Here is a 13568-nt window from a genome sequence, read left to right as displayed (position 1 = left end):
ACGTTGGCATGCCCGGCCGGTGCTGCCAATACCATGTTATTTCGGATCCGTTGACGTGGATCAATGATGCAACGCATTTCTTGAATGTGTCTATGGGTTGCTGAAGCAGAAATTGGCCAGCGTTAAAGAGGATGACACCATGCGTGATTCAATGTGCGGCCGCGTCGGGAAGCTTCTGACAGGAACTGCGACTGTTCTTGCCCTTGGCGCATCACTGACTGTCGTACCCCAATTCTTGTATCCGACCACCTTTGCCGCCTGGGCCGAAAGCCATGGCGGTGAGGGAAGTGGCCAGGGTGGTCAAGGATCAGGCGGTCAGGGCCAGGGCGGTGAAGGACAGGGTGGCCAAGGACAGGGTGGCCCAGGCGACGATTCCGTCGGGCAGGGTCCAAAGGGCGGCAGCGATGGGACAAGCGGCGGCAAACCTGTCTGGGCGCAGGAAGGCATTCCCGAGGTAGAGCTTGGTCGCCTGAATGTTGCTCGCTCCCCCGACAGCGTGCTGGAACGTGCCTACAACGAGGCGCTGTCGACGCTGACGCCCGAGATGGTTGCCTTCTACAACCTTTCGACGACCGACATGATCGAACTTCTGACGTTCCACTTCGACGACGCCACCTACATCGATTCTCCCCTGCAGAATCTGGCGCTCTTGAAGGATGCCCTTGATGGCACTTCGGCCCTGACTGCTGCGGGCGTGAAGACGGATCCGGACACGCTGATGGCCATCTTCCTTGCCGTGGCTTCGGACAAGGCGGGGGAGGGGCCAAACGAGCTTGTGGTGGAGGCGGTGACCACGATCCTTGGCACGCCGATCACCGGGGACGCCGCCGAGGCGCTGGCCGCCGAGGCCTACGCTATCTGGGTCGCCGTTGTCGCCGGTCATGGCTGATCGCTCAAGTCCGATGAATTGAACAGGTCTTCGCCCCGGTCGCGTCTTGCGGCCGGGGAAAGTTTCGTTGGCAAGGCATCTGCTTGGCATTCAGAATACAAGGGGAACGGGAATTAAATGCAGGAAGGCAAGGCAAGCATGTCGCTCAGGCTCTTGCGAGAGGCGGCGTTCATCCTGGGAACAGTGGCAATTGCAGGAGTGCCATTGGGACTGGGCATCGGATCGGCCTCGGCGCAGGAAGACGGCGGGCATGAAGACGGCGGCCACGAAGATGGCGGCCACGAAGATGGCGGTGGCCAGGGGCAGGGCGGCGGGCAGGGGCAAGGTGGTGGCCAGCACGGAAAGCCAGCCCCGATCGAGGAACCGCCGCCGCCCCTTGTCGCGGCGGCTGACGTAGGCACGGGCGCGGCAGCGGGTCGCATCTCGCGTGGCTTTCCGGCCGGCACCTATCTGCGGATGGAATTTGGCGCCGCGCGCGGGTCTGCTGGCGATGCCAGTTGGCTGCCCCCAGGCTTTGATCCGGATCCGCAAGTGTTCTTCGATCTGGACCTGGATTCAACCGCGATGGGCGGCATCGCCATCGGCCGCAGCTACGGCAACGGCTGGCGGAGCGAAGCTGCATTGAACCTGTTCGGCAAGGCCGATTTCTCTGGCCCGTGGAGCTATACCATCCCCGAAACCGCCGGCCCCCATGCGGATATGGAAGGCTCGGTCCGTTCGGTCGCGCTGTTTGCCAACGGTTACTATGACTTTGACACGGGCGGCAAAGCCACGCCGTTCGTGACTGCCGGTGTCGGCGTTGCGCGCAATACCATCGGCGACTGGACGCGGATCAACACGGCCGGGGATCCGGTTCGCCGGAGCTTCGAAGGGGGCAGCAATACCGATTTTGCATGGTCGGTCGGGGTGGGCGTGGCAATGGACGTGGGACCGGTGATCGGCTCTGCCCCGGCAAAGCTGGAACTGACCTGGCGCTATTTCGACCTTGGCTCGGTCTCTGGCGGCACAACGCCCCTGACCGGCAACAGCACCCCGGTTGAAGCCCTGAACTTCGATCTTACCGATCAGGTGATTTCTGTCGGCCTGCGCATCGCGCTGTGAAGCGCTGTGGATTGGGCGGGCAATCCCCGCTCAATCCGGTTGCAACATATACCCCTCGCCACGCACCGTCTGAAGGTAGCGGGGCGCCTTCGGGTCATCCTCGATCTTTCGGCGCAAACGGGTGATCTGCACATCAACCGCCCGCTCCTGCGCCGGATCGCCCCGGCCCGCCTCGCCCGCCAGCCGTTCACGGCTGATCGCGGTGCCGGGGGCTGCCGCAAACATCCGCATCAGCTGGGCTTCGGTCGCCGTCAGCCGCACCGGCGCATCGCCGCGCCACATCTCACCCCGGTCCAGATCATAGCGCACCGCGCCAAGATGGATCACCTGCCGCACCGGCTCGGCCGCCTTCACCTGTGGCACCCGTCGCAAGATGGCGTTGATCCGCAAAAGCAGCTCTTTCGGCTCGAACGGCTTGGCGAGGTAATCATCCGCCCCTGCCTCCAGCCCCTCGATCCGGTTCGACGTCTCGCCCCGAGCGGTCAACAGCAGGATCGGCGTCTGCAAGCGCTTGCGCAGATCGCGCGTCAGGCTTACGCCATCTTCGCCCGGCATCATCACATCCATGACGATCAGGTCAAATTCCAGCCCGCCCAGTATGCGCCGCGCCTGTGCCGCATCGCGCGCTGTAGATACCAGATAGCCGCTGCGCATCAGGAACTTCTGCAACAGCCCGCGAATGCGTTCGTCATCGTCGACGATCAGCAAATGCGCCTCGGTCGGTGGCACGTTCATCAGCCGCCCTCCTTCAGGCGGTTGTATTGTTTGCGCATTTCGGGGTCCATCATCGCTTCCAGCACCTGCCGAAAGCCCTGCACCGCCGACGGTCCCGCCGCGCGATAAGCCGCCCGCATCCGCGCCCGCTGTGCATCGGACAATTCGCGTTCCAGAACCAAACCCTTCTCCGTCAGATACAAATGCCGTTCCCGCGCATCGACGCGGCCCTTTTCACTGCGAACAAGGCCATCCTCTATCAAGGTGCGCAACACACGATTGAGGGACTGTTTTGTAACACCAAGGATCGCCAGCAGGTTGGAAACCGTGGTTCCGGGGCTGCGATGCACGAAATGAATCGCCCGGTGATGGGCGCGGCCATAGTCCATGCCCTCCAGAATCCGGTCCGGGTCGGCGGTAAAGCCGCGATAGGCGAAGAACATCGCCTCGATCCCCTTGCGCAACTGCTCGTCCGTCAGGAACAGCAGGTTCTCTCCACCCGGCGTGTCGGCCATGTCATGCCTCCCATTTTGCGCAAATTTACGTCAGCCTTGTTGACTTTCCAAGCATGAACCCGTAACCCTCACCCGATTTCGCGCAAGAATCTGTCCGAAGCGGACCTTTCAGGCGCAACATTCGCAAAGCGGGAGGCTTCGATGGCAGGCTATGACGATCGTGACGGGTTCATCTGGATGGATGGCAAGCTGGTGGACTGGCGTTCGGCCAATGTCCATATCCTGACCCACGCGATGCACTATGCCTCGTCGGTGTTCGAGGGTGAGCGCTGCTACAACGGCAAGATCTTCAAATCCACCGAACATTCCGAACGCCTGCGCATGTCGGGTGAGCTTCTCGACATGCCGCTGCCCTACAGCGTTGAAGAGATCAACGCCGCCAAGGAAGCCACCCTCAAGGCCAACAACCTGACCGACGCTTACGTTCGTGCCATCGCCTGGCGTGGCGCGGGCGAGATGATGGGTGTCGCCGCCAACAAGAACCCGATCCGCATGGCCGTGGCCTGCTGGACATGGGGCAACTACTATGGCGACGCCAAGTTCAAGGGCGCGAAGCTTGACATCGCCAAGTGGAAGCGCCCCTCGCCCGAAACCATCCCCCACGCTGCCAAGGCCGCCGGGCTTTACATGATCTGCACCATGTCCAAGCACGCGGCCGAGGCGAAGGGCTGTTCAGACGCCATGATGCTGGACTACCGCGGCTATGTCGCCGAAGCGACCGGCGCCAATATCTTCTTCGTCAAGGATGGCGAAGTGCATACGCCAAAGCCGGATTGCATCCTGAACGGCATCACCCGGCAAACCGTGATCGGTATGCTGAAGGACATGCAGATCAAGGTTCACGAACGCCACATCGAGCCCGGCGAACTGGAAACCTTCCAGCAATGCTGGCTGACAGGCACCGCGGCCGAGGTGACCCCAGTGGGCCAGATCGGTGATTTCAACTTTGAAGTGGGCGAAATCACCCGCCGCGTCGCCACCGAATATGAACGTCTGGTTCGCGCCTGATCAGGCCGCAAAAGAACGGCCGGTCCCTGTCGGGTCCGGCGCCGCCCAGAGGAACGGCCGCGCAGGGTTCAGCTTTCCGTGTCGGTAATCCCGCCCTCGGCCAAGCCTGTATCAGCAATACCGTCCGCAGATACGGAATCCTCGGTTGCAGTCTCTGGCGCCAGTCGGCGGACATAGCGACTGCCGGTATGCCGCTTCAGCATTTTCCGCGCATAGGGCAGCTTCCCGACCTCATCCAGAATCTTTGTCCCGCGATAGTGGATGGTGCGGATATCCCGATCCTCGGGCAGCGGACGACCACGCAGGACACCACCAAGAATATAGTGCTGTTCTTCGGGCAGGATATTCACATCAAGCCCGGCGCGGCGGATCGCCAGCGGCAGGGAAATCTGGTCAAGATAGGGCCGCCGCTTCGGAATTTCCTCTACCCGGTCCAAGATACGCGCGGTGTCATACCAGACATCCGCGAACCGTTTGCCATCGACCGGTCCTTCCGGAAACACCACCAGCCCCGAACTGAAATAGGGTACAACGGCCTTCCGCCGATCCCGCATCAGCCGCAGCCGTTCTTCGGGAACCGGCATGTCGAAAGCGCCATAGACATCATCCCAGATCGTCTGCGGCGCCCACAGCATCGAGGCTGCCATCGAACAGGAAACCTTGCCGGGGCTGATCAATTCCTCGGGCGAATTCGATTTCAAGAACAGCACATCGCTGTCAACGAAGGCCGAATACTCACTGTCGCGCGGCTGAAGCGCGGCAAGGATCTTGTTGCCATGCCCATAGGGCGTATCCCACATCCCTTCGGTGCGCATCGGCCGGATCTCGGCACCCATCAACTCATGCGCCTTCAGGACGCCGGGATGGATCTGATCGAAGGTATGCTCGGGGCAATAGCCGATTGCCCGGACATCCTTCGGAAAATGCTCGCGCAACGACGCAAGCAGATGGACGGCCATGAACTGGTATTCAGGCCCTTCAGCGATGTAGATGAAGGTCAGGCGCGGCTTTTGCGTCACCGCTCCGGCCCCCGCATATCATCCGGGAGACCTGTCAGGTGCGCATATGGCAAACGAAGCTTGCAAGCAGGCTGAACCGCCAGTTTGTGGGTCGCTTCTTCGCTCAGCACATCTTGCCCGTCAGTAAATAAAAGCTGGCAATACAAGTGGCATAGATGCCTGAACGCCCGCAAGTGACATTTCCAACCGCACGCGACCAGCAAAGCCCCCCGGGCTTCTTGCAGGGTTCAAACCCTGAAAATCAAGCGGTCCGACCCCGCGCGATCCGCAGAAACTGGGCCACCCGCCCCCTGCCCGACGCCGCATGCGGCCTGTGCCAGGTCTCTCTCCGGCTGCGCGCCAAACGCAGGAAATGCTTCACGCGGCTGCCAGTGGTGGCCTTCCGATGATCCGCCAGATGCTTGCTCATGGTCATGCTCTCCCGTTGGTGGATGTCGACATTAGCATGATTCGCCGCCAGTCCCTATGCCTTCGTCCTGCAACTGCGAAATACGGCCAATGGCCCAGGCTGCGGCTTCGGCAACAACCGGGTCGGCATCATCCAACCGCGCCGTCACAGCCGGGATCAGCGCCGCATGGCCCGAGTTCCCGATTGCATAAAGCACATTCCGCACGAAACGGTCGCGCCCGATCCGCTTGATGGGACTGCCGGCGAACCGCGCCCGGAATCCGGCGTCATCCAGGGCGGCAAGCTCGGCCAGTTCCGGCAAGCCCAGGCGCGGCTGATACCCCACCTCGCGCGCCGCGACCGCAAACTTGTTCCACGGGCAGACGGCAAGGCAATCGTCGCAGCCATAGATCCGGTTGCCCAGCAGACCCCGCAACTCAAGGTCAACCGGCCCCTTGTGCTCGATCGTCAGATAGGAAATGCACCGCCGCGCATCCAGTTGATAGGGCGCGGGAAAGGCACGCGTCGGGCAGATGTCCAGACAGGCGGTGCAACTGCCGCAATGCGATACCTCGGCTGCATCCGGGGTCAGATCCAGCGTGGTGAAGATCGCCCCCAGAAACACCCAGTTCCCCAGATCGCGGCCCAGAAGGTTGGTATGCTTGCCCTGCCAGCCCAGCCCCGCCGCCTGCGCCAGGGGCTTTTCCATCACTGGCGCGGTATCGACGAACACCTTGATCTCACCGCCACCGGCTTCGATCATCCAACGCCCCAACCGCTTCAGCCGCCGCTTCAAAAGATCATGGTAATCCTTTCCCTGCGCATAGACCGAAATCACCCCCCGGTCCGGCTGCGCCAGCCCCGCCATCGGATCGACCTCTGGCGTATAGGCCTCGGCCAGCATCACAACCGACCGAGCCTCGGGCCACAGCGCCGCCGGGTTCCCGCGCCAACCCTCGCGTTCCTCCATCCAGGCCATCTGCCCGTGCCGCCCCTCGGCCAGAAAGGCGCGCAACCGCGCTGCCGCCTCTGGCACGGCGTCCGGCCGGCAAACCCCGACTTTCGAGAACCCCTCCTCAAGCGCCCGCGCCACCAGTTGGTTCTTCAAACCGCTCATGGGCTTGCTCTTTTTGCAAATACTCCGGGTAGCCTGTCGGTTTCGCCATCGGTTCGAGAAACCGATTGGCTGGGGGCAGCGCCCCGGGCGTCGGGATCAGAAATCCAGATCGGCATAATGCGCCGATGGCGGAAAGCCCGAGATCTGGTCAGCCAGCAAAGGTCGGAAACTGGGCCGCGATTTGATCTTGGCATACCAGTCCTTCAATACGGCATGCCGGTTCCAGTCGACATCGCTGATGTAATCCAGACAGCTGAGATGTGCTGCGGCGGTGAAATCGGCCAGCGTCATCACATCCCCGGCCAGCCAGCGCCGCTGATCCAGAAGCCAGGCCATGTAATCAAGATGATACTTGATCCGCGACGACCCCAGCTTGACGTTCTTTGAATCCGGGTAGCCCTGCCCGGTGACTTTCTTGTTCACCCGCTCATACAAGAGCTTCGAGGTTACCTCGTGGTGGAACTTGTCGTCGAACCAGGCGCACAGTCGGCGCACCTCGTATCGCCCGTCAGGGTTCTTGGGCATCAGCGGCGGCTCGGGGGCCACATCCTCAAGATATTCGCAAATCGCCTGACTTTCGCTCATCGTGCGCGTCCCCATCTTCAGGATCGGCACCTTCCCGGCCGGGTTGCGGCGCAGGAAATCGGGCGAGGGTTCCCAATATCGCTCTTCAACCAGCTCCACCTCGATCTTCTTCTCGGCCAGCGTCAGGCGCACCTTGCGGCAGAAGGGGGACAGGGGAACATGATACAAGCGGTTGCTGGGGCGGTTCATCGGGCAGCGGCCTCCGGGCTTCCACTCTCATTGCCGTGACGGTCCCGAAAATTCAATCCCCGGCAGCCTTTCAGCCTTCGAAACAGGCGGAACGGCCGTCTGCCGCGATGGTTTCCGCGCCTGACATGATCGCCCGCGTCCGGTTGCGCACGAAGTTTGACGGCTGCGATGCGCTGCGCCCCTTCGGGTCCGGCAGGATCGCCGCCAGCCGCGCCGCCTGAAGCGCGCTCAGGTTCCGTGCATCCACATCGAAGTAATGCCGTGCGGCGGCCTGCACGCCAAAGACGCCTTCGTCAAATTCGGCCACGTTCAGATAGACCTCAAGAATACGCTGCTTTGACCACATCAGTTCCACTACCGGGGTCAGCACCGCCTCCATCGCCTTTCGGGGATAGCTGCGTCCGTGCCAGAGGAAGACGTTCTTGACCACCTGCTGACTGATCGTCGAAGCCCCCCGATTGCCCCCGGCATCAATCGCGGCGCGGATCGCGGCCATGTCAAAGCCCCAGTGGTTGCAGAAGTTCGCATCTTCCGCCGCCACGGCGGACCGGCCCATGACCGGGGCGATTTCTTCCCAGCTTACCCAGTCCTTCTCGATCCCGCCCAGCCGCCAGACCTCACCCAGTTGGTAGAAGTTGATCGGCGGAGGGACAAAGCTGAACAGCAGGATCAGAAAGGCATAGACCGCCGCAATCCCGCCAATAACCCGCCCGGCCCATTTCGCCGCCACCCGCCACAGCCGCGGTTTTGGCGGCGGTGCCGCCTTGACCTTCGGCTTGCGCTTTCGCGCCGCCGGGGCGGGTTTTCCGGTCATTTCGTCAGCGCTTTTCTCGGCCATGGGCGACCATAGACGCGGCCCGGCGCGCGGCGTCAAGCCTGCGGGCCGTCACTTCCGCCCGCCGCCAAGCTGATCCTGCGGCAAGTGCATCGGTGGGATCTTTTCAAGAAACGCTTTCAGCTGCGCCTCTGCCTCGTGGCTGAGTGAGGTGTGGATTACCTGGCCTTTTTCACGGAAAGGCTCCAGATGCTCCATCACCTTGTCAGTTGTGATCTTGCGCACCAGCATCCCCACCGCAGCCCCGCCCTTGTCAAGGCTTTGCCCGATGTCGCGCAGAAAGCCGTCATCAATGCCGATGTCGGCGAACTTGCCCGCCAGCGCCCCGGCGCCTGCACCCACCGCCGCACCGACCACCGGGTTCAGGAACAAAAGCCCGATCAGCGTTCCCCACAGGCCGCCACCAATCGCCCCGCCTGTAATCAGGTTGACCGACTGGTGCAGCGCGACGTCGCCGTTTTCATTGCGGGTGACCACAACCACATCTTCCATTTCGATCAGATACTGCTTTTGCAGCGCGACCAGAGCCTTGCCTGCGGCAAATGCGGTGGCTTCATCCGGGAAGGCGACGATGATCAGGTCAGACATGGCTCACTCCGAAAAAACGGGCCGCCGCAACATACGACGGCCCTTCATTAGCACATCCAAAGCGGTTTGAGCAGACGATTCCTATTCAGCCGGCACTTTCGCCACTTCGTCGCTCAGGGGATAGGGCAGGCGGCTGATCATTTCCTTTGGGCAGACCTGAATGAAGTTCAGCCGCTCGGTCTCCCAGTTTGCCAGAATACGCTCCCCGATCCGGCTGCCGGTTTCCTCGACATGGCGGCTGATCAGGCTTTTCAGCTGCATTTCCCAGTGCGGATGAGCGACAGCGCAAGGAAGGATCGATTCAAGGTTCATGAAATCCTCGGCCACGCCTTTCGGGTCGTAGACATAGGCCATGCCGCCCGTCATCCCGGCGCCAAAGTTCGCGCCGATCCGGCCAAGGATCACCGCAACGCCACCGGTCATGTATTCACACCCGTTGGATCCGCAGCCTTCGACCACCACACTGGCACCCGAGTTGCGCACCGCAAAGCGCTCCCCGGCGCGACCCGAGGCGAACAGGAACCCGTCGGTTGCACCATAAAGCACGGTGTTGCCGATGATCGTGTTCTCCTCGGCCTTCAGCGGCGAGGACATCAGCGGCCGCACGGTGATGGTCCCACCCGACAGGCCCTTGCCGACATAATCGTTGGCATCACCTTGCACTTCCAGTTTCAGCCCCCGGACACTGAACGCCCCCAGCGATTGCCCGCAAGACCCGGTCAGCTTCACCGTCAGATGGTCGGGTTGCAGCGCGTTGCGCATGCCGAACTTCTTGACGATGTGGCTGGATGCCCGCGTCCCGATGGTGCGCAGCGTGTTCCTGACCGCATAGGACAGCTGCATCTTCTCGCCATCCTCGAAGAACCGGTGGCCGTCGCGGATGATATCGGCATCCAGCGTGTCCGGCACCGCGTTGCGCGGCTTGGACCGGTCATAGGTGATCCGCTGCGCGCCATCGACAGAAATCAGCATCGGGTTGAGGTCAAGGTCATCAAGATTCGCCGCCCCGCGCGAAACCTGCGTCAGAAGGTCCGCCCGGCCGATGATCTCATCCATCGACCGCGCACCGATCTGGGCAAGGATTTCCCGCACTTCCTGCGCGTAGAAGGTGATCAGGTTCACCACCTTGTCCGCCGACCCGGTGAACTTCTGGCGCAGCGCCTCGTTCTGGGTGCAGACGCCGACCGGGCAGGTGTTGCTTTGGCACTGACGCACCATGATGCAGCCCATCGCGATCAGGGCCGCAGTGCCGATGCCGTATTCCTCGGCCCCCAGCATCGCCGCCATCACGATATCCCGCCCCGTGCGCAGGCCCCCATCGGTGCGCAAGGTTACCCGCTCGCGCAAGTTGTTCATCGCCAGAACCTGATGCGCTTCGGTCAGACCCATTTCCCACGGCAGGCCGGCGTATTTGATCGACGTCGCCGGGCTGGCCCCCGTGCCGCCGTTGTGGCCCGAAATCAGGATCACGTCGGCCTTGGCCTTGGCCACCCCCGCCGCAATCGTCCCGACACCGCTGGAGGACACCAGCTTGACCGTCACCTTGGCGCGCGGGTTGATCTGCTTCAGGTCGTAGATCAGCTGCGCGAGGTCTTCGATGGAATAGATATCGTGGTGCGGCGGCGGGCTGATCAGTGTGACCCCCGGAGTGCTGTGCCGCAGCCGAGCGATCAGCGCCGTGACCTTCATCCCCGGCAGTTGGCCGCCCTCGCCGGGCTTGGCCCCTTGGGCGACCTTGATCTCCAGCTCCTCACAGGCGTTCAGGTATTCCGCCGTCACGCCAAAGCGCCCGGATGCCACCTGCTTGATCTTGGCGCTTGGGTTGTCCCCGTTCGGCTCTGGCACGAAATGCGCCGGATCCTCGCCGCCCTCGCCCGAGTCAGACTTCGCCCCAATCCGGTTCATCGCCACGTTCAGCGTCTTGTGCGCCTCAGGCGACAGCGCCCCCAACGACATGCCGGGCGTCACGAAGCGCTTGCGGATCGAGGTGATGGATTCCACCTCCTCGATCGGCACCGGCTTGCCCAGCGTCTTGATCTCCAGCAAATCCCGCAGATGGATCGGCGGATTGGCCCGCATCGCAGCGGAATACTGCTTCCACAGATCATAGCTGGCCCGGTCACAGGCCGATTGCAGCATGTGCATCGTCTGCGCTTCCCATGCGTGCTTTTCGCCCGACCGCCGCGCCTTGTAAAAGCCGCCAATCGGCAGCACATCCGCCCCGCCGCGCCAGCCCTTGGCGTGGACTTCCTCCAGCTTCTGCTCGATGCCGGTCAGACCGATGCCGGAAATGCGCGACTGCATGCCGGGGAAATACTCCGCCACCATGGCGCGGGACAGACCCACCGCCTCAAAGTTCAGGCCCCCGCGATAGCTGGAGATGACGCTGATCCCCATCTTCGACATGATCTTGAGCAGACCCGCGTCGATGGCATCACGGTAGCGCCGCATCGCATCGGTCAGCGGGCCATCCAGAAGGCCACGGTCAATCCGGTCCGCAATCGAATCCTGCGCCAGATAGGCGTTTACCGTCGTGGCCCCCGCCCCGATCAGCACGGCAAAGTAATGCGGGTCAATGCACTCCGCCGACCGCACGTTGATGGAACAGAAGGTCCGCAGCCCCTTGCGCGTCAGCCAGCTGTGGATGGCCGAGGTGGCAAGGATCATCGGCATCCCCACCTTTTCCGGCCCCTGATGTTCGTCCGTCAGGACAAGTTGCCCGGCACCCGACCGCACCGCATCCTCGGCTTCGGCGCGGATCCGTTCCAGCCCCTGCCGCAGGTCATCCAGCGACGGGCCGACCGGGAAGGTGCAGTCGATGAAGGCCACCTGATCGCCGAAACGCTCGACCATCACCTCAAACTCACGGTTCGCGATGAACGGGCTTTCCAGCACCAGAATTTCCGACTGGTTGGAGGATTCATCCAGCACGTTCTTCAGGTTGCCGAAGCGGGTCTTCAGGCTCATCACCCGGCCTTCGCGCAAGCTGTCGATCGGCGGGTTTGTCACCTGGCTGAAGTTCTGGCGGAAGTAGTGGCTTAGCGGGCGGTAGATGTTCGACAGCACCGCAGGCGGCGTGTCATCGCCCATCGAGGCGACCATTTCCTTGCCGTCCTCGGCCATCGGGGCCAGAACCTGTTCCAGTTCTTCCACCGTGAAGCCGGCCGCGATCTGGCGCTTGCGCAGGTCCGACCCGGTAAAGTTCGCGGTCTCCGGCACGTCCCGCAGCAGGCTGTTCAGATCCAGAACCTTCTCGATCCACTGGCCATAGGGCTGAGCGGCGGCAAGTTTGTCTTTCATTTCAACGTCGTGATACAGCCGCCCCTCGGCCATATCGACGGCAATCATCTGCCCCGGCCCCAGGGCGCCTTTTTCGCGGACAGTGCTTTCGTCCACCGGCACCATTCCGGCTTCCGACCCCGCAATCAGCATCCCGTCGCCCGTCACCACATAGCGCATCGGGCGCAACCCGTTGCGATCAAGCCCGCCGCAGACCCAGCGGCCATCGGTCATCGCCAGCGCCGCCGGCCCGTCCCAAGGCTCGATCACCGAGTTGCAGTAGGAATACATTTCCGCCCAGGCCTGCGGCATGTCGGTCGTGGCCTTTGACCAGGCTTCCGGCACCAGCATCGTCTTGGCCAAGGGCGCGCTGCGACCCGAGCGCACCAGCACTTCGAACACCGCATCCAGCGCGCCACTGTCACTGGTCCCCGAAGGGATGATCGGCTTGATGTCCTCGGCCGCGTCGCCAAAGTTGTTCGAGGCCATCCGGATTTCGTGGGATTTCATCCAGTTGATGTTGCCCTTCAGTGTGTTGATCTCACCGTTATGGGCCAGCATGCGGAAGGGCTGCGCCAGCCACCACTGCGGGAAGGTGTTGGTGCTGTAGCGCTGGTGATAGATCGCAAAGGCGGACTCAAAGCGTTCGTCCATCAGGTCGGGGTAGAAGACCGCCACCTGCTCGGCCAGCATCATGCCCTTGTAGATAAGACTGCGGCACGACAGGCTGCACAGATACATCCCCTGAATATGTGCGGCCAGTGCCGCCTTCTCAATCCGGCGGCGGATGATGTAAAGTTCACGCTCGAAGGCCTCGGCGTCGATGTCCTTGTCGCAGCGGATCAGGATCTGCTCGATCTCGGGGCGGGTGGCATTGGCCTTGTCGCCCAAAACCTCGGTGTTCACCGGCACATGCCGCCAGCCGTAGATGTAATGCCCCATCCGCAGCACTTCGGCCTCGACGATGGTCCGGCAGCGTTCCTGCGCGCCGAAATCGGTGCGCGGCAGGAAGACCTGACCGACGGCGATCAGCTTGGCGATATCCGGCTCATGCCCCGTGCGGCGCACCTGGTCATAGAAGAACTTGACCGGGATCTGCACATGGATGCCCGCGCCGTCACCGGTCTTGCCATCCGCATCCACCGCGCCCCGGTGCCAGACCGCCTTCAGCGCATTGATGCCGCTTTCCACCACTTTGCGGGAGGGCTTGCCAGAGATCGAAACCACCAGACCCACGCCGCAGGAAGAATGTTCATCCTCGGTCTTGTAAAGCCCGTTCTCATCCAGCCAGGCGCGCTTGGCTTCTTCGGCGGCAACCCATGCGGCGTCATAATTGGTCAT

Annotated in this window: 11 protein-coding genes; 3 read left to right on the top strand and 8 right to left on the bottom strand. The window is 62.4% G+C overall.

Annotated elements, in window-relative coordinates; translation table 11 throughout:
• The first annotated feature begins 139 nt into the window (after window positions 1–139).
• Together QUV21_RS07470 and QUV21_RS07465 are read left to right on the top strand one after the other, a co-directional pair.
• Window positions 140–889, top strand: a complete 750-nt coding sequence (locus tag QUV21_RS07470) for a hypothetical protein (protein WP_300854010.1) — start codon at window positions 140–142, stop codon at window positions 887–889.
• Window positions 890–1006: 117 nt separating this feature from the next.
• Window positions 1007–1990: an outer membrane beta-barrel protein gene (locus QUV21_RS07465; RefSeq protein ID WP_300854009.1), complete on the top strand. Its 984-nt coding sequence runs from the start codon at window positions 1007–1009 to the stop codon at window positions 1988–1990.
• Between the two features lie 30 nt (window positions 1991–2020).
• On the opposite strand, the gene QUV21_RS07460 is transcribed toward QUV21_RS07465, so the two are convergent.
• A complete protein-coding gene (locus QUV21_RS07460) occupies window positions 2021–2725 on the bottom strand; it encodes a response regulator transcription factor (protein ID WP_300854008.1) in 705 nt (234 codons plus the stop codon).
• Window positions 2725–3219 (bottom strand): MarR family transcriptional regulator, encoded by a 495-nt coding sequence (locus QUV21_RS07455; protein ID WP_300854007.1) that lies wholly within the window; start codon window positions 3217–3219, stop codon window positions 2725–2727. Before QUV21_RS07455 ends, QUV21_RS07460 begins: the two co-directional genes overlap by 1 nt.
• Before the next feature lie 141 nt (window positions 3220–3360).
• Here QUV21_RS07455 and QUV21_RS07450 point away from each other — a divergent pair, with 141 nt between their 5' ends.
• Window positions 3361–4227, top strand: a complete 867-nt coding sequence (locus QUV21_RS07450; RefSeq protein ID WP_300854006.1) for a branched-chain amino acid aminotransferase — start codon at window positions 3361–3363, stop codon at window positions 4225–4227.
• A 68-nt stretch (window positions 4228–4295) separates the two neighbouring features.
• On the opposite strand, the gene QUV21_RS07445 is transcribed toward QUV21_RS07450, so the two are convergent.
• The 6 genes from QUV21_RS07445 to gltB all read right to left on the bottom strand — a co-directional run bounded on the left by QUV21_RS07445 (window position 4296) and on the right by gltB (window position 13568).
• Window positions 4296–5246, bottom strand: a complete 951-nt coding sequence (locus QUV21_RS07445) for a hypothetical protein (protein ID WP_300854005.1) — start codon at window positions 5244–5246, stop codon at window positions 4296–4298.
• Between the two features lie 440 nt (window positions 5247–5686).
• Window positions 5687–6751, bottom strand: a complete 1065-nt coding sequence (gene queG, locus QUV21_RS07440) for a tRNA epoxyqueuosine(34) reductase QueG (protein WP_300854004.1) — start codon at window positions 6749–6751, stop codon at window positions 5687–5689.
• Between the two features lie 96 nt (window positions 6752–6847).
• Complete coding sequence (locus QUV21_RS07435) at window positions 6848–7525, bottom strand: glutathione S-transferase family protein (RefSeq protein WP_300854003.1); 678 nt, start codon at window positions 7523–7525, stop codon at window positions 6848–6850.
• 70 nt (window positions 7526–7595) lie between these two features.
• A complete protein-coding gene (gene mtgA, locus QUV21_RS07430; RefSeq protein WP_300854002.1) occupies window positions 7596–8363 on the bottom strand; it encodes a monofunctional biosynthetic peptidoglycan transglycosylase in 768 nt (255 codons plus the stop codon).
• 48 nt (window positions 8364–8411) lie between these two features.
• Window positions 8412–8948: a DUF1269 domain-containing protein gene (locus tag QUV21_RS07425; protein WP_300854001.1), complete on the bottom strand. Its 537-nt coding sequence runs from the start codon at window positions 8946–8948 to the stop codon at window positions 8412–8414.
• Window positions 8949–9029: 81 nt separating this feature from the next.
• The gene (gene gltB / locus QUV21_RS07420) at window positions 9030–13568 is read right to left on the bottom strand and encodes a glutamate synthase large subunit (RefSeq protein WP_300854000.1); all 4539 of its coding nucleotides are present in this window, start codon (window positions 13566–13568) and stop codon (window positions 9030–9032) included.

Origin of the sequence: Tabrizicola sp. (assembly GCF_030373185.1) — a bacterium.
In the GTDB taxonomy this organism is placed as follows: domain Bacteria; phylum Pseudomonadota; class Alphaproteobacteria; order Rhodobacterales; family Rhodobacteraceae; genus Tabrizicola.
Note: the sequence above shows the minus strand (reverse complement) of the source record. Positions and strands in the feature narration are given on the sequence as shown.